This window comes from Streptomyces sp. SM1, from assembly GCF_002910825.1.
GTDB classification, from domain to species: Bacteria; Actinomycetota; Actinomycetes; order Streptomycetales; family Streptomycetaceae; genus Streptomyces; species Streptomyces okerensis.
On record NZ_NEUB01000724.1, the window covers coordinates 18,302 to 42,049 of the forward strand.

Annotated in this window: 21 protein-coding genes; 6 read left to right on the top strand and 15 right to left on the bottom strand. The window is 70.5% G+C overall.

Annotation, left to right across the window (positions count from 1 at the left end; genetic code table 11):
- Positions 1–2: 2 nt before the first annotated feature.
- The 4 genes from B9S61_RS20865 to B9S61_RS20880 form a co-directional block, all read right to left on the bottom strand.
- Positions 3–2,984: a DEAD/DEAH box helicase gene (locus tag B9S61_RS20865; RefSeq protein ID WP_103543618.1), complete on the bottom strand. Its 2,982-nt coding sequence runs from the start codon at positions 2,982–2,984 to the stop codon at positions 3–5.
- Between the two features lie 93 nt (positions 2,985–3,077).
- Positions 3,078–4,163, bottom strand: a complete 1,086-nt coding sequence (locus B9S61_RS20870) for a serine/threonine-protein kinase (protein WP_258039765.1) — start codon at positions 4,161–4,163, stop codon at positions 3,078–3,080.
- 143 nt (positions 4,164–4,306) lie between these two features.
- On the bottom strand, positions 4,307–4,525 hold the full coding sequence (locus B9S61_RS20875) for a DUF397 domain-containing protein (RefSeq protein ID WP_258039766.1): 219 nt from the start codon (positions 4,523–4,525) through the stop codon (positions 4,307–4,309).
- Complete coding sequence (locus B9S61_RS20880) at positions 4,522–5,334, bottom strand: helix-turn-helix transcriptional regulator (protein ID WP_103543636.1); 813 nt, start codon at positions 5,332–5,334, stop codon at positions 4,522–4,524. Before B9S61_RS20880 ends, B9S61_RS20875 begins: the two co-directional genes overlap by 4 nt.
- A gap of 247 nt (positions 5,335–5,581) precedes the next feature.
- On the opposite strand from B9S61_RS20880, the gene B9S61_RS20885 reads away from it, so the two are divergent.
- On the top strand, positions 5,582–6,034 hold the full coding sequence (locus B9S61_RS20885) for an ATP-binding protein (RefSeq protein ID WP_258039767.1): 453 nt from the start codon (positions 5,582–5,584) through the stop codon (positions 6,032–6,034).
- Positions 6,035–6,042: 8 nt separating this feature from the next.
- On the opposite strand, the gene B9S61_RS20890 is transcribed toward B9S61_RS20885, so the two are convergent.
- From B9S61_RS20890 to B9S61_RS20925, 7 genes are all read right to left on the bottom strand, one after another.
- Positions 6,043–8,541, bottom strand: coding sequence for an Hsp70 family protein (locus tag B9S61_RS20890; RefSeq protein ID WP_103543622.1), 2,499 nt, complete (start codon positions 8,539–8,541; stop codon positions 6,043–6,045).
- Positions 8,542–8,595: 54 nt separating this feature from the next.
- Positions 8,596–9,201, bottom strand: a complete 606-nt coding sequence (gene grpE, locus B9S61_RS20895) for a nucleotide exchange factor GrpE (protein WP_181007458.1) — start codon at positions 9,199–9,201, stop codon at positions 8,596–8,598.
- 51 nt (positions 9,202–9,252) lie between these two features.
- Positions 9,253–9,576, bottom strand: coding sequence for a J domain-containing protein (locus tag B9S61_RS20900; RefSeq protein WP_103543624.1), 324 nt, complete (start codon positions 9,574–9,576; stop codon positions 9,253–9,255).
- A gap of 14 nt (positions 9,577–9,590) precedes the next feature.
- Positions 9,591–12,116, bottom strand: coding sequence for a hypothetical protein (locus B9S61_RS20905; protein ID WP_103543625.1), 2,526 nt, complete (start codon positions 12,114–12,116; stop codon positions 9,591–9,593).
- 97 nt (positions 12,117–12,213) lie between these two features.
- Entirely contained in the window at positions 12,214–14,880 is a 2,667-nt protein-coding gene (locus B9S61_RS20910; RefSeq protein WP_103543626.1) for a hypothetical protein, read from the bottom strand.
- Positions 14,877–15,104 carry a hypothetical protein gene (locus tag B9S61_RS20915; RefSeq protein WP_258039768.1) on the bottom strand — a complete coding sequence of 76 codons (228 nt, stop codon included), beginning with the start codon at positions 15,102–15,104 and terminating at the stop codon, positions 14,877–14,879. The genes B9S61_RS20910 and B9S61_RS20915 overlap by 4 nt, the downstream gene beginning before the upstream one ends.
- A gap of 181 nt (positions 15,105–15,285) precedes the next feature.
- A complete protein-coding gene (locus B9S61_RS20925; protein ID WP_103543627.1) occupies positions 15,286–15,987 on the bottom strand; it encodes a FadR/GntR family transcriptional regulator in 702 nt (233 codons plus the stop codon).
- A gap of 138 nt (positions 15,988–16,125) precedes the next feature.
- On the opposite strand from B9S61_RS20925, the gene B9S61_RS20930 reads away from it, so the two are divergent.
- Both B9S61_RS20930 and B9S61_RS20935 read left to right on the top strand, forming a co-directional pair.
- Positions 16,126–16,632, top strand: coding sequence for a gluconokinase (locus tag B9S61_RS20930; protein WP_103543628.1), 507 nt, complete (start codon positions 16,126–16,128; stop codon positions 16,630–16,632).
- 94 nt (positions 16,633–16,726) lie between these two features.
- Positions 16,727–18,124: a gluconate:H+ symporter gene (locus B9S61_RS20935; RefSeq protein WP_103543629.1), complete on the top strand. Its 1,398-nt coding sequence runs from the start codon at positions 16,727–16,729 to the stop codon at positions 18,122–18,124.
- A 72-nt stretch (positions 18,125–18,196) separates the two neighbouring features.
- Here the strand turns inward: B9S61_RS20935 and B9S61_RS20940 are convergent, their stop codons facing one another.
- The 4 genes from B9S61_RS20940 to B9S61_RS20955 form a co-directional block, all read right to left on the bottom strand.
- Positions 18,197–18,820, bottom strand: coding sequence for a cytochrome b/b6 domain-containing protein (locus tag B9S61_RS20940; protein WP_103543630.1), 624 nt, complete (start codon positions 18,818–18,820; stop codon positions 18,197–18,199).
- Complete coding sequence (locus B9S61_RS20945) at positions 18,804–19,481, bottom strand: molybdopterin-dependent oxidoreductase (RefSeq protein WP_258039769.1); 678 nt, start codon at positions 19,479–19,481, stop codon at positions 18,804–18,806. The genes B9S61_RS20940 and B9S61_RS20945 overlap by 17 nt, the downstream gene beginning before the upstream one ends.
- A gap of 215 nt (positions 19,482–19,696) precedes the next feature.
- Entirely contained in the window at positions 19,697–21,238 is a 1,542-nt protein-coding gene (locus B9S61_RS20950) for an APC family permease (protein ID WP_103543631.1), read from the bottom strand.
- A 70-nt stretch (positions 21,239–21,308) separates the two neighbouring features.
- On the bottom strand, positions 21,309–22,259 hold the full coding sequence (locus B9S61_RS20955; RefSeq protein WP_103543632.1) for a hypothetical protein: 951 nt from the start codon (positions 22,257–22,259) through the stop codon (positions 21,309–21,311).
- Between the two features lie 243 nt (positions 22,260–22,502).
- Here B9S61_RS20955 and B9S61_RS20960 point away from each other — a divergent pair, with 243 nt between their 5' ends.
- The 3 genes from B9S61_RS20960 to B9S61_RS20970 all read left to right on the top strand — a co-directional run.
- A complete protein-coding gene (locus tag B9S61_RS20960; protein WP_103543633.1) occupies positions 22,503–23,060 on the top strand; it encodes an NUDIX domain-containing protein in 558 nt (185 codons plus the stop codon).
- 20 nt (positions 23,061–23,080) lie between these two features.
- On the top strand, positions 23,081–23,473 hold the full coding sequence (locus B9S61_RS20965) for a YidH family protein (RefSeq protein ID WP_103543638.1): 393 nt from the start codon (positions 23,081–23,083) through the stop codon (positions 23,471–23,473).
- The coding region (locus B9S61_RS20970) for a DUF202 domain-containing protein (protein ID WP_181007460.1) at positions 23,470–23,748 on the top strand (279 nt) is incomplete at its 3' end. The genes B9S61_RS20965 and B9S61_RS20970, both read left to right, overlap by 4 nt.

Here is a 23,748-nt window from a genome sequence, read left to right on the forward strand (position 1 = left end):
TGTCACGCGCCCCTCTGCTGCTGAACTGCTGCGCCGCCGGAAGTGGCGGCCGGTGCGAGGACCCCGATCACTCGCACCATGGATTCGCCCTGGGTGGCCAGCTGCTCGATGAGCTGCTCGACCTCCACCGCGGTCTTCTGCACGCGGTTCTCCTCGTGCTGGCGTCGGATGCCGCTGAAGCTGAGCTGTTCGAAGGCCGAGAAGCTCTCCCTCTTCCAGGCTTCCAGTCGCTTCTCGTACTCCACGAGCTGTTCGATCAGCGGGGTCTCCTGCTCGGCGCGCAGTTCCGCCAGGTGCTCGCGGGTCGCCTGGACCGCCGCCGGAACCAACGCCTGCAAGGCGTCCTTGTCCCCGGTAAAGGGGCGATTGAGCATCCCCGGCTCGACCCCGGCCCGCCTGAGCACGCCCACCAGGTCGTCGTCGAACTTCGGCGTGCCGTTCTCCAGGCCCGTTACGCAGGTCCAGGCCAGTACCGTCGGGTGGCCCTTGGCGTTGGAGTACATGCCCTGGGTGAGGAACACCGGCTCGCTGACGTCCGCGGTGATGAGGGGTGCCGTGTTGCGGGTGAGCTTGACGAGGACCTTGTCCGTCAGCCACTCCACCACCGGGTGTTGGTCCGTGAGGTAGCTGACGTCGGGCCAGCCGGACGTCTCGGCGCGTTGCTGCTTGGTGAGCGCACCCTTGCGGCGGTTGCCGCTGCGTTCGCGGGCGCGGTCCAGGCGGTCCTGGCCGAACTCCTTGTCGAAGGTGACCCTGAGCTGCTCCAGGACGCCCCGCTCGTCGAGGTACGACTTGGGCAGGACCAGCAGGCGGCGCTGGAGCTCCCGGTCCGGGGTGAAGACCATCATCTTGGGGTGGTCGTCGCTCCAGTGCTTGCCGATGCGCTGCTCCGGGTTGTCGTAGACCTCGTCCAGGGCCTCCTCGACGAAGGCGCGGGTCGACGCGAAGAGCTGCGGCACCTGGTATCCCGTGGAGTCGCTCTCGGGGGTGTGGTCAGCCAGGAATGCCTCGAAGGGGTCCAGCGGGGCCGGCGGGACAACCGTGTCGAAGGGCTCGTCCCCGGCCAGGAGGCGTTCGACGATCTCGACCCGCTCGGCGTCCTCGTCGCGCAGCCCGAGGATGGAGGCGGCCTCACCGAACGCGCGGTGGACCTCGTCCTCGCGCTCCAGCAGGCGCTGCGAGACGGCTCGGTCGGCCGAGGGGCGGTCGGGGTCCTCGTCGTCGGTGAGCAGCAGCAGGGCGCGGATCTCCGGGGGGTCCTGCTGGCCGTAGCGGTCGATGCGGCCGTTGCGCTGCTCGATGGTGATCAGCGACCACGGAAGGTCGTAGTGGATCATCTGGTGGCACTGGCGGTGCAGGTTGACGCCCTCGGCGGCGATGTCGCCGGTGAGCAGCACCCGTACGTCGCTGTCGGCGAGGCCGAAGTCCTTGACGGTGCGCTGCTGCTCGTCGTCGGAGAGGCCGCCGTGGAGCTGGCGGACGGCGCCGCCGGTCTTGCCCTTGCCCGGGGTGAAGCCGAGGGCCGAGGGCAGGGTGTCCTGCAGTATCTGGAGCGTGGCGCGGCGCTCGGAGAAGATCACGACGCGTTCAGTGGACTTGGGGCCGACTTTGACCTTCTCCTTGAGGACCTTCACCAGTTCCCGGAACTTGGCGGACTCCTCGATGTCGATGGCCTCGGCGAGCGTGCCGAGGCTGACCAGGGCGTCGCGCTCGGCCTGGCGCTCCTGTGCCTGCTTGCTCTCGTCGATGCGGTTGATCCGGTTGGTGACCGTTTCGACGAGCGCCGAGTGGGAGGAGAGGAAGGACTTCAACAGGGTGTAGGGGAAGAGTCGCGCGCCCTTGCCGGTGACGGGGGCCGTACGGCCGTCCTTCGGGTGGATCCAGACGTCGTACAGCTCGTCGAAGACCTGCTGCTCGGCCGGGGTCGCCGTGCAGTCGACGGTGATAGGTTCCTCGCGGGTGGCCCACTTGTGGCCGATCTCGGCGGAGACGTCGGGGGACATCTTGTGCCGCCGGATGTAGAGGTGATCGAGCTGCGTCTCGTCGTAGTCGCTGGTGTTGGGGATCGCCGTCGGGTCGAGGAGGCTCAGCAGCTCGCCGAAGGACTCCCGCTGACCGTTGTGCGGGGTGGCGCTGGCCAGGATCAGGGCGTCGGTCTTCGGTGCGAGGAGCTGGGCGAGGCGGTTGTTCTTCGTGCCGGTGTTGATCAGCTTGTGCGACTCGTCGATGACGACGGCGTCCCAGGTGACCTGCATGAGGTGGCTGCGCCAGCGGTCGGACCGCAGGGTGTCGATCGAGATGATCGCCCGCTTGTAATAGGAGAAGGGGTTACGGCCGGCCGGAATGTCGTTCTTGATCCGCTCGATGCCGGCCGAGTCGAGCCGTACGACGGGGATCGCGAAGCGGGTCCACAGCTCGTGCTGGAACTGCTCCAGGATGTGCTTCGGCGTGACCACGAGGATGCGCTCACCCCGCCCGCGCCGGATCAGCTCGGACAGCAGCAGACCGACCTCGAGGGTCTTGCCGAGGCCCACCGCGTCCGCGATCAGCAGCCGGGGGCGCAGGGCGCGCAGGGCCGCCTTGGCGGGCTCGCGCTGGTAGGCGAGGTCGTCGACCAGGTGGGTGCCGACGGTGGCGAGGCGCTGCTCGGACAGGGGCAGCGGGGTCTTGCGGATCAGCGCGTCGATGAACAGGCGCGAGCGACGGCACTCGGGCGAGGGGTCGGGGTCGAGCTCGGTGTCCTCGGGGCGCAGCGGGGTCACCCGGTCGAGGTCCTCGTGGGCGAAGAAGACCGCCCGCTGGTCGCGGACCAGGGCGGAGATGCCGCGCACGTCCAGGCGGGTGCCGTCGTGCTCGGTCTCGGCGACCTCCACGACCAGCCAGTCCTCGTTGCGGGCCCGGACCTGCATGCCGGGGGCGAACCGGGTACCGCCGGATGTGTCGCCCGAAGCGTTGCCCGGGGCGTTGTCGGCGACGGTGGCCATCGGCGGTCTCCTTCGACTGCTGCACTGCTTGCTACTGCGTTGTCCGGGTGTACTGGGTCCCGCTGATGCGGGGGAAGACTTCCGAGCGAGAGCTCAGCCGCCGTAGTCGCCGCGTCGGTCCTCGATACGGCTGCGCCATCGGGCCGCCCAGCGGTCCGGCATGACCTCCGGTTCCGGCTCGGCGACCGGTGCGGTCACGGCCGGCCGCAGGAGCGGTACGGCGTCGGGCTCCGCCTCCGAGGCGTCGTCCGGTTCGACGTCCGGCAGCGACTCCGGAGCCGGTGCCCGTACCGGCTCCGCCTGGTGCTGGAGGACGCCCGCGAGGAACGCCTCCGGCAATGGCGGGTAGGCCTGCGCGTCCGTCGGCACACCGGAGTCGAGCAGGCGGCCCATGGCCTCCTCCAGCACGCTCTGTGCCGTCGGCCGGTCCTCCACGTCGTAGGACAGGGTACGGGTGACCAGGTCGGATAACGCGGTCGGGAGCCCGGTCAGGTCCGGCTCGATGTCCAGCGTCCGCTGTACGGGCATCTGCGCGTAGAAGGGGACGTGGCCGGTCGCGGCGTGCACCAGCGTCGCGCCGAGGCTGTAGACGTCGGCCGCCTCACTGGCCCTGCGGGAGTCCTTGGCCTGCTCGGGTGCCATGTAGGCGAGGGTTCCGAGCGCCGCGCTCGCCGTGGTGAGGCCGGTGCCACCGTGGACATGACTGATGCCGAAGTCGATGACCCGGACCCCGTCCGCCGCGACCAGGACGTTGGCGGGCTTGAGGTCGCGGTGCAGCAGCCGCACGGAGTGGATGTGCATCAGGGCGTCCGCCAGTCCGGCGGCCAGCCACCACGCGCCGATCTCGCTGACCGCTCCGTGCTGGTCCAGCAGTTCCAGCAGCGACGGGGCATGTATGTACTGGGTGGCGATCCACGGTGTGTCCGCGTGCGGGTCGGCGGCGACCAGGGCGGCGGTGTGGAAGCCGCCCACACGCTGGATCGCCTCCAGTTCCAGGGCGAAGCGCCTGCGGAAGTACTCGTCCTCCGCGAGCTGCGGCCGGACGACCTTGACGGCCACGGGGCGGGTCGAGCGGTACCCGAGGTACACCACGCCCATCGCGCCCTGGCCCAGTCGGCCATCCAGCCGGAAGCCGCCGATCCGCCTGGGATCGCCCGCCCTGAGCGGCTGCAGCACCATTCCCCCCACACTGTCCCGACCCGAGCGGACAAAAGCGAGGTTATCAGCGGCTCGGTTCACTGTTCCCACACATCCGGAGACTGGCCCTTCCTCGCGGACGCAGTGGTCACGGGCGGGCTACAAGATGTGTCGGGCGAACCGGGTCAGACCTCGTCACCGGGGCACGCGGCGAAGTCGGTGAACGCCGTCCACGCGGCGGGAGTCACAGTGAGCGCGGGGCCGGTGACGATCTTTGAGTCGCGGATGTGGACGGCCTGCCGCGAAGCGGCCACTTCCACGCACTGGCCGCCCTCGGCACCGCTGTAGCTGCTCTTGAACCACCGCAGGTCCTGGGCCATGGGCGTGATCCCTCGGGCGTTCATAGCTCCCTCAGCAACTTCTCGATGTAGGCCAGAGACTCACACGGGGTGAGGGCCTGCGCACGGATGATCCCATAGCGGGCGGCAAGTGCGCGGACCTCTTCGCGAGAAGTCACCAGTGTGCTACGTCCTTGCGCTTCTGTGTAGCCGAACTGCTCGCCTCCCTTACAGGAGAACACCGTGAACCCGCCGTCCACGCCGGCGTTGTCCTCACGATCGAGCGGCATGAGTTGAACCTCAACGTTGCGCTTCTCTCCAATCAGAAGGATCTGCTCCAACTGTCCCCGCACTACAGACGTTCCGCCGAGTCGCCGCAGCAGTACGGACTCCTCCATGACGAAACTGAACAGGGGAGCCGGCCACTTGTTGAGGATTTCCTGGCGAGCCAGACGCGCCGCTACCCGCTCTTCAATCGTCTCCTCCTTCAGGAGCGGTCGGCGCATGCGCAACACCCCACGCGTGTACTCCTCCGTCTGAAGGAGGCCGTTGACCATGTGGGTGTCGTACACCTGCAACTCGACCGCCTCGGCCTCCAGCCGCGCCGCATCCCGGAAGAACGCCGGATACCGCGCCCGCGCGACCTCTTCCTTCATCGCCCGCAGGACGCCCCCGGCGTCCAGTACCTCGTCCGCCTTGTCGATCAGCTCGGGTTTGGGGATGCGCCGGCCGAGTTCGACCGACGTGATCTGGTCCTCCCCGTAACCGAGCCGGGACCCCAGCTCCCTCCGCGTCAGCCCGGCCCGCTCCCGCAGGAGCCTCATCTGCCGCCCGAAGCACCGCAGGAAGCTCGCCCCGTCGTCCTGTTCCACCATGCCCGCCGCCTCCGGCACCTCATCACCCACGGTTCTGATACGCGGCCGTACAGGACGGAACCGTGTACGCAGCGCACTGACTCACGCTACGCGCAGTGATGAACGGCTGGTCCCCCGAACGCCCACACGTTCCCTCGTACGAGAACTCGCCTCTGTGTGTACGCACTTGGCAGCCACCTGTACAGCCCCAGCCAGTACAGGCGTTTCCGCTGGTCAGCGCCGCATCGCCTTCGGCAGGCTCGCCGCCATGAGAACCTCGGACACCACCACCGCACAGGCACCGGAAGTCCCGGCCTCCCCAGACGAGTTCGCCATGCAGTTCACCTCCACCCCGCGCGGTGCCCGTCTCGCCCGGCGTCTCGTCTCGCACCGGCTCGACCAGTGGGGGCACCCGTACGACTCCCCCATCAACGAGACCCTGACCCTGATCACGGCCGAACTCACCTCCAACGCCGTGCGGCACGGCCACGTCCCCGGCCGGGACTTCCACCTCCGGCTGACCGCGACCCCGGACGTACTCCGCATCGAAGTGACGGACACCCGCACCGAACAGGTGCCGCCTTCCTCCGTCCATGAGGCGCCCGGTGACGCGGAGTCGGGCCGGGGACTGCTCCTGGTGGCCCGGCTGGCCACCCGCTGGGGCACCGACCCGCGACCCTCCGCACCCGGCAAGACCGTCTGGGCGGAGTACGCCCCGTAGACACCGGCTCAGCGCGCCGTTCTCCGCGGATGCACGGTCTTGCGCTCCGGAGTGCTGAACTCGTCCAGCGCCCGGCGCACCTCCTGATAGAGGTCGGTGATCCGGGACTTGGCCGCGTCCGCGCCCGCGAGATCCCCTCGGTGCACGGCTTCGGTCAGTCCGTCGCCGGCCTGCTGGATGCGCTGCTGAAGGGCGGCGTTCACTCCGTTGTGCGAAGCGAAACTCAAGGCGTTCATCACCCGGAACAGGTCCGTACCGAGTCGGCGCCGGATACTCATCACCTCATCGGCGATCTTGTGCCCGCGCTCGAAGTCGGCGGCCTCGCGCGCCACCCTCAGGGCGGTGCGGTGACGCCGCATCGCCTCCAGATCCTCCTGGGGCATCAGGTCGGCCACGTGCTCCGGGTAGCGGTACGAGAGGGCCGAGGCCGAACGGATGTTCTGCTGACGTTCCAGCAGGACGTCCGCCTCCTCCAGGAGGGTGTCCAGGGAACGTCCGGGTGCCTCGCCGCGGACGACCCGCTCCAGCGCGTTCGCCGTCTCGGCCAGGACCGCGTTCTCCGCCTGCCTGAGCTCGTGGCGCCAGTCGGCGAGGAACGTCTGGAACCGGCCGTGTGCCTCCCGTGCCCGTCGGCGGAACTCCGGAGGCATCGGGTTGCGCCGGAAGGCGGCCGCGCTGAACGAGGCTCCGTCGAGCCGGGTCTCCACGCGGATCGAACGGTCCTGGTCGAGGTGCACGGCGATGGTGAGCACCTTCGTGCCCGCGGTTCCCTCGGTCATCTCGTACAGGGCGACGCCGCAGAGGTCGTTGCGCTCGGCGGGCTGAAGGTCGCCCTCGTGCAGGGCGATCTCCAGCATGTCCCCCGGATCGGCGGTGACCTGGAAATCGTGCCGGACAGGCTGCTCCGTGGGGTAGCGGGTGCCCGCCTCGATCAGGATTTCCAAGGTGCCGTCACTGGTGCGGACGCCGATGGGGCGGGGCGTCACGTCGGACGGTGCCGCGACGGGCAGTTCCGCGTTGCAGTGGGAGCACCAGGCAAGACCCGGGTGATTCACGAGTGCGCACTTCTGACACTTCAGACCGCCGCCGTCGCGCAGCGCGGCTCCGCACAGGTCGCACTCCAGCGCCTCGGGGTCGTTCTCCTCCGCGCATTCCCTGCAGACGACCGGGGACGGCGCCGGCCGTTCCGCCGCGAGCCCGGTGAGGTCGGACGCACAGACGGGGCAGGTCTCCGTGTCCTCGGGAGCGGGTACGTGGCACGCCGGACACTCCACCGTCGGGGCGCCCACCAGCGGGGCGGCGCACTCGGGGCACACATCGGCGTCCAACGGGCACGCCGCGCGGCATCCAGGGCACTCCAGCTCCTCGACGAGCGCCGACTGGACGGCGGCACCCAGCGCCACACACGTCATGGGATCCACGTCCGTGCGCAGCTTCTCGCGGCCGAAGACCTCCGCCAGTCGCTCCCGCACCAGCGGGATGGCACTCGAGCCGCCCACCAGGAGAACCTGGTCCATGTCCTCCGGGCGCAGCGAGGCCCCGGCCACGGTGCTCAGGACCAGCCGGACGGTCTCCTCGATCCTGTCGGAGACGAGAGCCTCGAACTCCTTGCGGTCCACGGTCTCCGAGAGGACCACGCCGGAAGCGCCGAGCGTCGGGACGATCACCTCGGTCGAGGACTCCGCCGACAGGTCGATCTTGGCGCGCTCCGCAGCCTTGCGGATCTTCGCGGCATCGCCCGGCCACGGTTCGTGTCCGGGGTGACGTGCATCGAGGAGTCCCCGGAGGCGGCCGGCCAGACTGTTGTCGAAGTCCGTACCGCCGAGCAGGTTGTCCCCGCCCACACCGAGCACGTCCATCACGCCCGGCATCAGGGTGAGGATGGAGACGTCGAAGGTGCCGCCTCCCAGGTCGTAGACGAGGACGGTTGCGATGTCCTCCTCCGTCGCGCGTCCGAGGCCGTGGGCGAGCGCCGCGGACGTGGGCTCCGACAGCACCCGGACGACGTGGAAGCCGGCCAGTCTGCCCGCTTCGCGGGTGGCGGCGATCTGCCGTTCGCCGAAGTAGGCCGGGGCCGTGATCACCGCGCGGCCGAACTCCGTACCGAGGCGGTCCTCGGCGTTCCGCTTGAGCCGCCGGAGGATGATCGCGGAGATCTGGACGGGGGTGTAGCGGTACTCTCCCAGCCGGATCAGAACGCCGCCGTCCGGCCCCTCGGTGATCTCGGGACCGCCGTCTCCCATGCGGCCGAGGGCCTGCTGCACCTTCTCGTCCCTGAACTGACGCCCCATGAGGCGCTTGACGGTGGTGATCACGCGCGTGGCGTCCCTCTCCACCCAGTTCAGCGCCTCCTGCCCGACGAGGAGCCCGGCGTCCGCGGTGAGGCCCACGGCCGAGGGAGTTCCGCTGCCCTCCGGGGTGTCGGACACCACTTCCGGTTCGCCGTCCTTGAGCCAGGCCACGACCGAGTTGGTGGTGCCGAGGTCGATTCCGAGGGTTCTGAGCACTTCGGGTTCCTGTTCTGCGAGTGGACGGTGCGGGGCGAGGACACGCGGGAGGGATCAGGAGCGGCGCCGGCTGCGGCGCCTGTGCCGCGGCAACCGGCGGGGCTGCCTGCGGGGAGCGGCCGGACCGGACCGCTTCGGCTCCCCTGCGGCCTCCTCGGGTGCTTCCGGGTCGGGTCCCGGGACGGCGACCACGACCTCGGCGGTCCGCAGCACCTGCTGCCCCAGATAGAAACCCGCCACCCGCTCCTCCAGCACCGTGTCGGCGGGACACCTGGACGTGGGGCGTGTGTCCACGACTCTGGCGACGTCGGGCACGGCATGCCGGTGGGTGAGGTCCATCGGCCGGACGTCGGCTTCCAGCAACCGGCGACGCAACAGTCTGTGTGCTGCGGAGACCTGTTCGATCAACCTCTCCATGGTCGCGGCCGCGCGGTTCGGGTCCTGGCGGGCCGACCACCGGACGGACTCCGCCAGCGCGTCGTCGACGTCGAGCAGGCCGGCGAGCAGGCGGTGGAGAGAGGCCTCCGACTCGGCTCTCTGCCGGGCCAGTTCGTCCGCGTCCCGGGCACGACGCCGCTCCAGGGCTTCGCAGCGGGTACGCAACTGCGCGATCAGGCGTTCCGTGTCGGCATCGGGCCGGGCGGAGGACGGTACGGTCAACGCATGCTCCAGAGGAGGTGAAGGGGGCTGCCGGGAGAAGACCTCGGGTCTTCAGTCGGGCCGTACGCCCAGGCTCGCGGGATCGGGAAGCAGGGGAGAGACCTCAGCCATACGCCGACGTGCCTCGGCCAGCAGGGCGGCACCGCCCTCATCGGGCGGCAGTCGGACGGGCAGCGGCGTCAGAAGGTCCGCCTCATGACGTCCGGCGGGACGCCTGAGGGCGTTGTATGCCCGAGAAACACGGTCACGCAGGTCACGATCGCGCGAGGTCGACTTCATCGCCCGCTGGTAGGCGGCGCGGATGTCGGCATCGGAGGCACCGACCTCCAGTCCCAGCACCTCGTACGGGGAATCACCGAACACGGTCTTGAACACTTCTCGTCCTTCTCTCACCACAACGGGTCCGCCTCCACCACCTGGAACAGGGAAAGCTGGCGTGCTGAGGCGTACTTGCGTGCCGACCGGGTGTCCGAGCGCGCAGCCGCGTTGTCGCCCTTGTCGAGATGCCGGCGTGCGCGTCGGGCGTACGCCTCGGCGACCGCCGTGTCGAGCCTGCTCCGGTCCTCGACGTCCTTCGGGCACCGGCGGACAAGAGCGATGGCCTCGTCGTAGTTCTCGTCCGCGCTGAGCAGTTCCACCAGGTCGGCCAGTACCGAGACCTGCAGGCCGGAGATCTCCGGGAGGACTTCATAACTGCGGGCGACCGCCAGTAGGTCGAGCGTCTCCCGCAGATCGTCCTCGTCGAGATCGTCGTAGAGCACCGCGCGTTCGCAGAGTCCCGTCGCGATGTCGTACTTCGGGCCTCGGTGAGGACTCCAACGGCGGGAGTCCCCATCCGAAAGAGAATGGACCTCCTGCATCAGGCTCAGGGCGTCGGCACGGTCGTCGTTCACCGCCGCGTCCAGAGCATGCTCGTACAGGGCTCCGGCCAGGGCGCGGCGAGCGGGCTGGAAGGTCTCGTCACGGTCCAGGACACCGCGCAGCATCTCGATGGCCTGCGGCAGCCGGGAGAAGACGTATCCCTCGAGAAGGCGTTCGGCGCTCCGTGTCTCAGCCGCGTTCAGTGCTGCGACGGCCGACTCGTTCGAGGGGGCCAGCCCGTAGGCGCGAGCGAAGCGGGCGCGGGCCTCGTCGTGCTCGTTCCGCTGTGAGACCTGCTCCCCCAGGCGCACGCACCCGGCCGCCAGGTCCCGTCTCAGCTGCTCGTGCTGCGGGGCCATGACGAGGACACGCTCGAGGAGGCCGACGTACGCCTGCCAGTCGACCTTGGTGCAGTTCCGGGACAGGGCGAATCCCGCGTGCACGCCCGCCCGGCCGATCTCTTCCTCGTGGCCGGTGAGGGAGACACCGACGGCTGCCGCGCCCTCGAAGTCCCGGATCGCAGCCGACCAACGTCTGCCCTCCACATGGGCACGCGCCCGGGCGAACAGTGCGGCACCGAGGACACTCCGAGGGCCTCGAAGGGGCTCGGAGTTCTCCTCGGCGCCATGTCGCGCGGTGCCTTCGGCTTCGAGGTCCGCGATGACCTCGTCGAACCTGCCGGCCTCCAGGAGCGTCAGGTGGCGCCCCTCGGGGGACAACAGGCCCTCGAGCCGACTGCCGGTCTCCTCACCCTCGCTGCTCGCCTCCGACACCGCGCTGTGGACCTCCGCGACCAGGTCCTTCCACCGCCCGCCGGCCGATGCCAGAAGGTCGAGGAAGCCCGGGCCGAAGGAGAAGTCGTATCCGCGGTCCGGGGGCGTCAGGACGTCTTCCATGATCTCGGGCAGGCTCCGGGCGACGGCCAGTTCGAGCTCGCAGGCCAGTTCCAGGCCGTCCGCCGTCGGCCGGTCCGCGGTTCTGTCGTCGTCCCGCAGTGCCTGGCGGATGCGCTCGGTGAGAGCGTTCGAAGCGGCCTTCCGTTCGTCGGCCTTCAATGAGCGCCCGGAGTGCCGCTCAAGCTCCCGCCAGTACGAGACGGAGTGCAGAACCATCGCCCAGCAGGCGATGGCCTGCCGCGCGGTCTTCTCGCGCACCCGGTGGTCCGGCTCGGTGCCACCGGCGAAGACCCGCAGTGCCGTGAGCGCCAGGGCGTGTACCGCGGCGGTGTCGAGCGGTCTCGCCAGCCACTCCTCGTACTGGAGCCGCCACGCCCTTGTGTGGCGGCCCATCCGGCTCAACGCCCGTGCCTCCCAGGGGCGCAGCCACTCGTAGGTCGAGGACGACGGCTCGTCCGGGGCATCGGGCTCCGGGGCACAGGCCCGTTCCAGGTCCGTGGGGTGGAGGGTCCTGGACGCGCGGTACAGCAGGAGGGCCGCACGCCGGTCGGGTGCGAAGGAGTCGAGAACGCCGGCCTGTTCACCGAGGTCCGCGGCTGCTTGCGGAGCGAGGCAGGCCAGCAGCGCCTTCGCCGTGTCCCAGCCCGCCGTGCGGGCCCAGGACGCAAGCGTTTCCACGAGGGTCCCGACACGGTCAGCCAGGATCGCCGCCTGTACCAGGTTGTGCAGCGCCACGTCGAGACACGGACCGCAGCGGGCCACACCGTCCTCGCGCTCCGCGCCGTGCTCCTGGCAGAACCAGCGGTCGCACTGACCGCACCGGTCGCCGGCGGAGCCCGAGCAGTCTTCGTCGAAGCAGAAGAGGGGCGGCCGGCACGCGTGGTCCCCGGGAAGCGAGAAGGCCAACGACCGCTCGTACCAGTCACAGCACTCGGTCCAGTTGCGGGCGCGGGCCGCGAGCGCTCCCCGTAGGGCGGCGTGGCGGGCATCGACCACCGCGTGGCCGGCCTCCGCCGCGCGTTCCAGCCGCCGCAGATGGCTGATGGTTATCGCGAAACGACCTTGGGCGTAGGCGATGACGGCCTGCTCGAACCGGGCGGACGGGTCACCGACCGTTGCACCGTCGTCCTCGGCACCTCCCCATACGGTGTGCGCCACCGCCGTTCCCCTCCGGTCTGCCCACGACAACGGAAGCAGGCATCGGCCGGCTCCCCCTCCGGCCGATCTTCCGCACAGGCCTGTGCAGCATAGAGTCTCAGGTGGCGTCCTCGAACAGTCGTCGCATCAACTCCGGGTACGGCAGATCGACTCCGGCCAAAGTTGTCCTCAATGCTTCGGGCGGACCCGTCCTGAGCGGGGTCGGAGCGCCGACGAGGCCGGGAATGGTGGAGAGGTCCCCGCCGCTGAATCGTGACTCCGGTGTGGCCGGGGAGCGCACCTCGTACGTACGCCACACGCGTGCGGGGGAATTCAGCAGGACCAGCCGCGGCTTCGCCCAGGCCGCGAACGCCCAGCGTCTCCCGCCGCGGGCCCGGACGAGCACCCCGTCGGCGTGATGCCGGCCAAGTCTGTCGGCGGCTCTGGCGACGACGGGGATCGGGTTCCCGAAAGAGCCCGTGATGTCCCAGATCCCGTCCTCGTACCTGACCGACCAGCCCGCCTTGGAGAGTTCCTCGATCACCTCGGCGTGCGGATCGTCCTCCTTGGCCAGACGCACGAGTCGTTCCACTTCACTCCACGACGCGACGCGGGCGAGCGCCTGCTCCGGCGGCAGCATCAGGTCCTCGGCCTCGGCGGGGTCGGCACGCGCGATCATGCTCTTGTGTTTCTGCCACGCGCGGGCGGCCGGCACGTCGTGCTCACCGCCGCCGGTGAAGGTGGCGTCCTGGCTGAGCAGGGTCATCAGTACGGCCGCCACCGCGTCCACGCGTCGGCCGGTCTCGGGTGGGACCTGCTGTTCCGCCGTCGCGTCGTCCGGTTCGCCCTGGGGATCGAGAGCCCCGAGAAGACCGCTCAGACCCTCGCGCCAGCTGTGATCATCGTCGTCCCAGATCCCTGCGGCCAGGAGCTGGACGTACAAACCGGCCACCAGGAGCCGCACGGGGAGCGGTTGAGCTGGCGAGCCGTCAGGGGCGACGAGCGTGTCGGCCCAGCGCTGCGCCCAGACGCGGCAGCGGGCTCGTTGCTCGGGAGGGACGCAGGGCACGGCAACCGTACCGTCGACGACGGGATTCTCGTCCTCTGTTCCCTCGTTGTACGCCTCGTCCTCCTCCGCGGGCGTGGCATAGGTGACCGTCGACACGATCCATCGGGAGGCCGACGGCTGGGGCAGATCGATCTGCGCGGTACCGAACGCCAGACCGGCCAGTGGAAGTCCGATCATCCGACGGCAGTCGGCAAGGTAGGCGTCCCAGCGGTCGACGCCGCTCGTGACCGCCGTGCTTGTCGCGCTTTCCGTCGCGGGGCTCACCCGGGGAGCGGACATGCTGGTGGTGAGCTCGCGCAGGCGCAGCAGGTCCGTCTCAAAGCGTCGCGCCGCACGTTCGTCGGTGAACAGCGTCTGTGCGGTGTAGTCGTAGCTCAGCCGGGGTCCACTGTCGTCGGTCTGGCGGCGTGCGCTGTGAACGGGGCTGTAGACGAAGACCACCGGTGATTCGGCACTGCTTCCGTCCGGCCGGAGGCAGGTGGCGCGCACGGCCGCACCGGGCACTTCGGGCATCGGAAAGGAGAAGGAGTGCCTTCCGGCGGGGATGGAGCCGATGCCGGTCCAGGATCCCGGCGATCCGTCCGGTGAGGTGCTGATCAGGACGGAGGCCGGCTCGCTGCGGGCCAATGAGACATGAAGGCCTTCGCTGTCCGTCTTGGCGCCCAGCAGGACGAGCGCGCGACCGGCACCGGCGGTGAAAGGCCTGAGAGTGCGGCCTTTCAGGCTCGAGAGCGCGGTGGTGGGCCCCTCTTCGGGAAGGAGGGGTGAAGTGTCGGCGGAGAGCACGGCGAGTTCGCAGTTGCCGCCTTCCGCGGTGCTCGTGCACAGAGCGGCGCGGGTGAGGTTGGGGCTTCCGGTGAGTGCGTGCCTGCGCTCGCCGATGCGCCACTCGACGAACTTGCCGTGCCGCATCCGTGTCTCGTCGAGGAGTCGGATCCCGGTGGAGCAGCCGTCGAGCGCCCTCTTGACCGTCTCGGCGTCGTAGCTCGACCAGCGGGGCTGGAGACCGAGCGTGACCTGGCCCGGCATCAGGCGGTCGACGAGTGCTCGCAGGGCGTGGGCCTGCGGATCGATGAACGGGGCGTACGCCTGGACCTCGTCCACGGGCCCCGGTGGCAGCTGTTCCACCAGGCTCCGGTGGAGGTTGTGCAGGAGCCGCGGGCCGGTTTCCGGCCCGGCGGGGGCGTTGACGTGTCTTTCGGTCAGGAGGGTCGCCACCTCTGCTAGATGGCTCGCCGTCCAGGGGGCCATGTTCACGGCGGCGGGCAGTTCCTCCAGCCACTCCGCGAGATCGGCGAGCAGGGCGTGGGAGGCGTCGTCCTCGGTCTCCACCACGGTCCACAGCTCGTCGTTGGCTCCCCAGCCGGACAGTGTCGGGTTTCCCGATCCCACGGCCAGACGACAGGCGTGTTCACCGATCAGCAGGACCACTTTGGGATGGAAGGCGCCCCGGCAGCCGGCGAGGCCGTGCAGGTAACTGCGGCCGGCCATACGTACATCGACCGGGTCGTACAGTCCCTGGGCCGCATCACCGATCACCGCGGTGCGTGCGCCCAGGCCGCGTGCGACCGGGATCGCGACCCGTTCCAGGAACGGAAGGTCGACAGTAAATCCGAGGAGGAGCACTTCGTGCAGCGGTTGCTTGTCGCCGCGTTCGTTCCATTCATTCAGCAGCGTGACCGGGGACGCGAAGCGGGTGTGCTGCGCCGCGCTCATCGTTCCGTCTCCAGGATCCTCCGGCCGGAGGCCGTGACGACGTGGCAGCCGTCCCGGACATCGAAGATCCCGAGTTGCCGCCCGAAGGAACCCAGTTGGGGAATGCGCGTACCGATGTCGGAGTCTCCCTCGTCGCCGGTCTTGAAGTAACGCTCGTTGCGCACGTGCAGCCGGGAGAAGATCTTCAGCCCGCCCGTTTCCTGGACTAGGGCCTGTCTGACCATTCCCGTCTGCCCCGCGACGCCATGCACGCACTCTCGCCGCACCGGGCGCAGAGCCAAGTACGTCCAGTACGAGGCTCTACGCCCGGCACTCCCCCAGCCTCCGGCCGGGGGGACCCCCAGAGCACGCACCTGACGCCGCAGGGCCGCCCTCCGGGCGACGACGGGAATGGTCAGACAGGCCCTAGGGCGCCAGGACGTCCAGTTCCTGGAGGGCGCCCTCGGTGATCTCCCGGGTCAGCCGCTCCGCGCGCGCGGCGTCGCGTTCACGGACCGCCTCGGCGAGCTGGACGTGCAGGGTGACGGCCGCCGGGTCGGGGTCCTCGAACATCACGTCGTGGTGGGTGCGGCCGGCGAGCACCTCCGCGACGACGTCACCGAGGCGGGCGAACATCTCGTTGCCGGAGGCGGTCAGGATCACGCGGTGGAACGCCACGTCGTGGAGGAGGTATCCCTCCAGCCGGTGACCGCTGGAGTTGGCGACCATGCCGAGCGCGCACTCGGTCAGTTCGGCGCACTGCTCGGGGGTGGCGTGGCGGGCGGCCAGGCCCGCCGCGACCGGTTCGATCGCCGAGCGGAGCACCGTGAGGGAGCGCAACTGGCGGGGGCGGTCCGCGCCGGCCAGGCGCCAGCGGATCACCTGGGGGTCGTACACGTTCCACTCGTGCGGCGGCAGCACGGTCACGCCGACGCGGCGCCGGGAGCTGACCAGGTGCATGGACTCCAGGACGCGGACCACTTCGCGCATCACCGATCGCGAGACGTCGAAGCGCTGGGCGAGTTCGTCGGTGCGCAGAACGCTGCCGGGCGGGTATGCGCCTGCGGTGATCTCGGGGCCGAGGGCGCCCAGTACGCGGCCGTGCAGCCCCCGGTCCGTGATGCTCATGCACTCAGAGTACGGGGCGGATCACGCGAACAAAAAGTCAGACTTATATGTCACACACTCTTGAATTCGTCGTATCTAATGCGCTTCAGTTGCGTCGACATCACGTGTCGACGAAGACCAGCAGACAGTGAGGCAGCGATGAACACCCCCCCTGTCGTCGTGATCATGGGCGTCGCGGGCACCGGCAAGACGACCATCGGTCCTCTGCTCGCCGCCCGGTTCGACGTTCCGTACGCCGAGGGCGACGACTTCCACCCGCAGGCCAACATCGACAAGATGTCGGCCGGTACACCGCTCGGCGACGACGACCGGTGGCCCTGGCTGGACGCCATCGGCGCGTGGGCGCACGAGCGGGCGGGGCACGGAGGGGTGGTCAGCTGCTCCGCGCTGAAGCGGTCGTACCGCGACCGGCTGCGGGCCGCCGCGCCCGGCGTGGTCTTCGTGCATCTCAGCGGTGACCGCGCGCTCGTCGAGGACCGGATGGCGCACCGGCAGGGGCACTTCATGCCCACGGCGCTGCTCGACTCCCAGTTCGCCACGCTCCAGCCGCTGGAGCCGGACGAGGCCGGGGTCTCCGTGGACGTGGCGGGCAGCCCCGAGGAGATCACCGGGCGGGCGGCCGCAGCCCTGGACGCCCTCCGGTAGGCCACCGGGCAGCTCCCTGACCGCACCTCCCTCCCTCCGGGGCCCCCACCTCTCCCCCGGCTTCTCACCGACCCCCACCCACGAGGAAACCACCGTGACCAGACTCAGCGTCGAGATGCTGGCAGCGGACGCACCCGAGCCGATCACCTCGGCCGGCCACGCTCAGCTGGGCATCGCCGTCCTGGCGGGCATCGCCGTCATCGTCCTGCTCATCACGAAGTTCAAACTGCATGCCTTCCTGTCGCTGACCATCGGCTCACTGGCGCTCGGCGCGTTCGCCGGTGCGCCGCTGGACAAGGTGATCACCAGCTTCAGCGCCGGACTCGGCTCCACCGTCGCCGGCGTGGGCGTGCTGATCGCCCTCGGCGCGATCCTCGGCAAGATGCTCGCCGACTCCGGCGGCGCCGACCAGATCGTCGACACCATCCTGGAGCGGGCCGGCGGCCGGACGATGCCGTGGGCGATGGTGCTGATCGCCTCGGTGATCGGCCTGCCGTTGTTCTTCGAGGTCGGCGTGGTGCTGCTGATCCCCGTGGTGCTGATGGTCGCCAAGCGCGGCAACTACTCCCTGATGCGTATCGGCATTCCGGCGCTCGCCGGTCTGTCCGTGATGCACGGTCTGGTCCCGCCGCACCCCGGCCCGCTGGTGGCGATCGACGCCGTCGACGCGAACCTCGGGGTGACGCTGGCGCTGGGCGTGCTGGTCGCCATACCGACGGTGGTCATCGCCGGTCCGCTGTTCTCCAGGTACGCGGCCCGCTGGGTGGACGTCCCGGCGCCGGAGGGGATGATCCCGCAGCGTCCCTCCGAGGACCTGGAGAAGCGCCCCGGCTTCGGCGCCACGCTGGCCACGATTCTGCTGCCGGTCGTGCTGATGCTGGCCAAGGCGCTGGTCGACATCGTCATCGACGATCCCGAGAACTCCGTGCAGCGCGTCTTCGACGTGGTCGGCTCCCCGCTGATCGCGCTGCTCACGGCCGTCCTGGTCGGCATCTTCACGCTGGGGATGCCCGCCGGGTTCAGCCGGGAGCGCGTCTCCGCCGTGGTCGAGAAGTCGCTCGCGCCGATCGCGGGCATCCTGCTGATCGTCGGCGCGGGCGGCGGCTTCAAGCAGACGCTGATCGACACCGGTGTGGGCCGGATGATCCTGGACATCTCCGAGGACTGGTCGATCCCGGCGCTGCTGCTGGCCTGGCTGATCGCGGTGGCGATCCGGCTGGCGACCGGTTCGGCGACCGTGGCGACCGTCTCGGCGGCCGGGCTGGTGGCGCCGCTCGCGGCCGACATGTCGACCGCGCACACCGCCCTGCTGGTGCTGGCCATCGGCGCCGGCTCGCTGTTCTTCAGCCATGTCAACGACGCCGGTTTCTGGCTGGTGAAGGAGTACTTCGGGCTGAACGTCGGGCAGACGATCAAGACCTGGTCGGTGATGGAGACGATCATCTCGGTGGTCGCCGGCGCTCTGGTGCTGCTGCTGTCACTGGTCATCTAGCCGGGCCCCCGGGCACCCGCGGGCCCGTCCGTTCCTCGTCGTGACGAGGGGCGGGCGGGCCCGTCGGCGTCGTCAGGGTCGCCAGAGTGGATGCTCGCGCTCCGCCCACTCCCGGCGGACGGATCCGGTGCGCATGCCGCGGCGGGCCTCGGGATCCGCCAGGGCCATGCCGATGTGCCCGGCGAGGACGATGCCGAGGGTCAGCGCCAGCCAGTCGTGGACGAAGGTGACGCTGGTGCGCCACACCAGCGGGGTGAGGTGCGTGAACCACATCAGCAGACCGGTGCCCAGCATCACCAGTGTGGCGCCCGCGATCCAGGCCGCGTAGAGCTTCTGGCCGGCGTTGAACTTCCCCGCGGGACGGGAGGAGGGGCGTTTGTCTCGGCGCAGGGCGGCGCGCAGCCAGGTGCGGTCGTGCGGGCCGAAGCGGTTGAGGCGGCCCAGGTCGGCGCGGAAGGCACGGGAGGCGAGACCGGCGAGGACGGGGACGGGCAGCAGGAGCCCGGACCACTCGTGCACGGTGACGACGAGGCCCCGGCGGCCCACGAGCTGCGCGAGCTGGGGGACGTAGAGGCAGGCGGCCGTGAACACGCACAGGCCGGTCAGCGCGGCCGTGGTGCGGTGCACCCACCGCTGGGCGCGGCCGAAGCGCCGTACGGCCGTGGCGGCGGGCGGGGTGTCAGTCCGTGGGCTCATCGTCGCGTCCGTTCGAGCGGCCGACCCAGGCGTCGACATCGTAGCCGCGCTCCTCCCAGTAGCCGGGTTCGACGTCCTCGGTGACGGTGATGCCGGAGAGCCACTTGGCGGACTTGTAGAAGTACATCGGGGCCACGTAGAGGCGGGCGGGGCCGCCGTGGGCGTGGCCGAGGTCCTCGTCCCGCATGCGCAGGGCGACCAGGACGTCCGCGCGGCGGGCCTGGTCGAGGGTGAGGCTCTCGGAGTAGGCGCCGTCGAAGCAGGTGAAGCGCACCGCCCCGGCCGTGGGGCGCACTCCGGCGGCGTCCAGGAGCCGGGACAGGCGTACCCCCTCGAAGGCCGTGTCCGGCACCCGCCAGCCGGTGACGCACTGGACGTCGCGGACCGTGCGGGTCTGCGGCAGGGACCTCAGCTCGGCCAGGGTGTAGCTCGCGGGCCGGTCGACCAGGCCGTCGACGGTGAGGCGGTAGGTCTCGGCGTTCTTGCGCGGGACGGAGGAGGTCACCGAGTAGTAGCGGAAGCCGCCGCCGTTCGGCAGCAGTCCGGTCAGGCCGGTGGGGTCCTTGTCGGAGGCTCCGGCGAGGAAGGATTCCAGGCCGCGCTGGAGGGTGGGCGCGGTGACCACGCCGAGGGCGCCGAGGCCGAGGGTGCCGAGCAGGATCCGGCGGCCGACGGGCCTGCCACGCCCGTCCTCCCCGTCCGGTCCGTCCCGGCCGTTCCGCTCGCCCGGTTCGTTCCGCCTGCTCGGGCCGTTCCGCAGGTCCCGGCCCTGCGGCGGCTGTTCGGAGTTCACTCCCTCATTCGAGCACCCGCGCCCCGGTCGGGCCAGGGATCGCGGGTGCCCGTCAGACTTCCGTAACACCGGCCCCCGCGGTCCTACGGGGTGCGCTCGGCCTCCTGGTCGAGCTGGAACGCCTCGTTGCCCAGCCCGATGCGGGCGTGCGTCTCGGGGGCGCGGGCGCGCAGGATCGCGCCCTGGACCAGTCCGATGACGAGGGCGAGCCCGATGACACCCGGCAGGATCCAGCTCAGTACGGAATCGGGGCCCGCCCCGACCAGCACGTCGAAGTCCTTGACCGTGTAACCCGCGATCACCACCAGGGCGGTGCCCGCCAGCGCCGAGGTGACCAGCCGCCAGGCCTGCGCGCCCGCGGCCCCGCGCCGGACGAAGAAGACGACGACGGACAGGGAGGCGATGGCCATCAGCACGATCACGCCGAGCGCGCCGATGTTGCCGCCCCAGGTGAACAGGCGCAGGACGGGCGCGGTGGGGTCGCCGGCCGGCTTGTCGTCGGTGAACGCGAAGACGAGGACCAGCACGGCGGCGATGCCGGTCTGCAGCAGGGAGCCGGTGCCGGGGGCGCCGCTGGTGCCGGTGGTGCGGCCGAAGGCGGCGGGCAGCAGGCCCTCACGGCCCATGGCGAAGGCGTACCGGGCGACGACGTTGTGGAAGCTGAGCATCGCCGCGAACATGCCGGTCACGAAGAGGATGTGCAGGACATCGGTGAAGGTGCCGCCGAGCCGCTCCTCGGTGAGGAAGAACAGCAGGCCGGCGCTCTGCTCCTGGGAGGTGCCGATGATCCCGGCGGGGCCGGTGGCGACGGTGAGCGCCCAGCTGCTGATGGCGAAGAAGACGGCGACGCCGGTGACCGCGAGGAACATCACGCGCGGCACGACCTCGTGCGGCTTGCTGGTCTCCTCCGCGTACACGGGGGCCTGTTCGAAGCCGAGGAAGGCCGCGATGCAGAAGCACAGGGCGGTGCCGACACCGGCGCCGGTGAGTGTGTCGGGGTTGAAGGCGTGCAGCGACAGGCCCTCCTTGCCGGGGTCGGCGATGGCGGCGATGTCGAAGACGACGACCAGCAGTACCTCGATGACCAGCAGGACGCCGAGGACGCGGGCGTTGACGTCGATCTTCAGCCAGCCCAGCGCGCCGACGGCCAGCACGGCCACGAGCGACGGTATCCACCAGGCGATCTCGATGTCGGCGTAGGTGGCGAAGAGGCCGGAGACCTCGAAGCCGAAGATGCCGTAGATGCCGATCTGGAGGGCGTTGTAGGCGACGAGCGCGACCATGGCGGCGCCCGCGCCCGCGGTGCCGCCGAGTCCGCGGGAGATGTAGGCGTAGAAGGCACCCGCGTTGTGGACATGCCGGCTCATCTCGGCGTAGCCGAGGCTGAAGAGGACCAGCACGGTGCCGAGGACCACGAAGAGCAGCGGCTGGCCGACGATGCCCATCACCGCGAATGTGGTGGGCATGACACCGGCGACCACCATGAGGGGGGCGGTCGCGGCGAGCACGGAGAGCAGCAGGCCCCCCGTGCCGAGGCGGTCGGCGCGCAGCGCGCGCTCCTGCCCCTTGAACGTACTGATGCCGCCGGTTGTTGGTCTGCTCTTGCTCGAACTGTCCGTCGTCATCTCGAGACCGTCCTTGGGTCGGTGGTGGTTTCGGGCGCGTGCGAGGGCTTGGGAGGGTGGGAGGGCCGGGTCAGACCGTGCCCAGGGCGACGGCACGGGCGGTACGGAAGGCGGCCAGGGGGTCACGGCCGGGGTAGGACCAGGGGGCCGGCGTGGAGTGCTCGCCGATGCGGTGGAACAGGGCGGCGGCCTCGGCGCCCCGTCCCTCGCAGGCCTTGGCGTGGGCGAGGAAGTTCAGGTCGACCAGCCGGCGCGGATGGTCCTCGTGCTCCCACTCCAGCCACCAGTCGAAGGCGGCCTTCATCACCTGCCGGGCACGACGGCCGACCCAGTGCCCGGAGGAGACCGGGTCGGCGGGCTGGTGCCCGGCGGCGGCCAGGGTGCGGTAGCGCTCGGCGTGCGCGATGACCGGCAGGATGGCCAGCGGGGAGTCGGCGGGTGCCTGCTCGGCGGCCCAGTTGGCGAAGTCGTACACCTCGTGCAGCGGGTCCGGGCCCGCCTCCACGCGACGCTCCGCGAGCCAGGCGACCACGAGGTGGTGGGCGTGGTGATGGTCCGCGTACCGGGTGCGGACCTGCTCGAAGATCCGGACCACGTCCCCCTCCGCGCCCAGGGAGCACTCCAGGAGGAGCAGGCCCAGCCAGGGGGTGGGGTCGGCGGGCCGCAGCTCGGCGGCCTTGTGGCAGGCCTCGCGGGCACGGGCCGGTTTCTCCTTGCCGCGCAGCGCGCGCCGTACCTGGGCGAGGGCGAGCAGCACGGAGGCGTCGCCGGAGTCGGGCTCGGCGAGCAGCCACTCGCGGGCCCATCCGGCACAGTACGACTCCCTGGCGAGCACCGTGATCCGGTGCCCCCGTCGGTCCCAGTTGTCCCCCGTCCGGACGAGCAGGGAGCGGGTGTTCTGCCAGCGGCCCTGCGCCAACGCGGCTCGCGTGGAAACGAGTTCGGCGTCGTCGAGAGCCTCGTCGAAGGCCTGTGCCGCACGTTTGCGGGCACGGCCGAGGGGAGGCGGGGGTGGGGACACCGCGGAACTTCCTCACGCGCTCTTCTTGTGGCACGGCCCACGGCGGGTGGTCGGTGCGGCAGTGGTCGGCTGCCGATTGCCATGAGCTGATCACAGACAGCAAACCGTCAGCCCACGGATCACGTCAAGTGCGCCCGGAGTGTTACACGCGTCAACTGTGGTCACGAACAGGCAACTTGTGGTACCGGAGGCATCATGTCATCGCGGGGCGCGGCTTCCGGGCACCGCTGCTTGGATGGCCGTATGAGTGCTGACGAGATCATCGACATCGTCGACGAGAACGACCGGGTGGTCGGGCGGTCGCCTCGCGGTGAGGCCTACGCGCGGGGTCTGCGCCACCGGTGCGTCTTCGTCCTGGCCCGGGACGCGCGGGGGCGGGTCTTCGTCCATCGCCGCACGGCGACCAAGCTGGTCTTCCCCTCGCTGTACGACATGTTCGTCGGCGGGGTCGTCGGCGCGGGCGAGGGGTACGACGAGGCGGCCCTCAGGGAGGCGGAGGAGGAACTCGGCATGAGCGGACTGCCGCGCCCCGCGCAGCTGTTCACGTTCCTGTACGACGACGGCGCGGGGCGGACCTGGTGGTCGGCGGTGTACGAGGTGCGCTGCGAGCAGCCGGTGCGGCCGCAGGCCGAGGAGGTTGCCTGGCACGCCTTCCTGCCGGAGGCGGAGGTGGAGCGGCGGCTGGGTGAAAGCGACCGGGCGTGGGTGCCGGACGGGGTGGCGGCGTACGAGCGGCTCAAGGCGTGGCGGTCGGAGCAGCCGGGACAGCCGGGAGCGGTCCGGGCGGCCGGAGCGGGGTGAGGGTCGGTAAGGTCTGCGGCGTGATCGATTTTGCGCGGAACGTCCGGTTGTGGTTCGCGCCGGCGGAGGTGCGGGACGAGGGCACGACGCCCGACTACCGGTTCTCGCTGGCGAACGAGCGGACGTTCCTGGCCTGGCTGCGCACCGCGCTCGCGCTGATCGGTGGCGGGTTCGCCGTGGATCAGTTCCTGCCGGACCTGCGGTGGGGCTGGCGGGTCGGACTCGCGCTGGCGCTGCTCATCGCGGGTGCACTGTGCGCGCTGCGTTCGGTCAACCACTGGGTGCGGTGCGAGCGGGCGATGCGGCGGGGCGAGGACCTGCCGGTGTCGCGGTTCCCGGCGCTGCTGAGTGCGGTGGTGGCGGTGGTGGCCGGGGCGATGGTCGTGGTGGTGCTCTTCGGGTGGGCGGGGTGAGCGGGGGGAACGGCCCGGCCACCCGGGATCCCGGGCTGCAGCCCGAGCGGACCCGGCTGGCGTGGCGGCGTACGACACTGTCGGGCACGGTGGTGGTCGTACTGGCGGCGCGGGCGGCCGCTTCGGGAACGGGGTCGGGGGTGGCGGTCGGGGCGGCGGCGGTGTGCTGCGTGAGCTGGGTCGTGTTCCTGGCCGTCGCGCACCGGCGGATTCTTGCGCTGGCCCGTGGCGGGGTTCCCGGCGCTCTGGCTTCTCGGTACGCGGCCGCGGTGGTG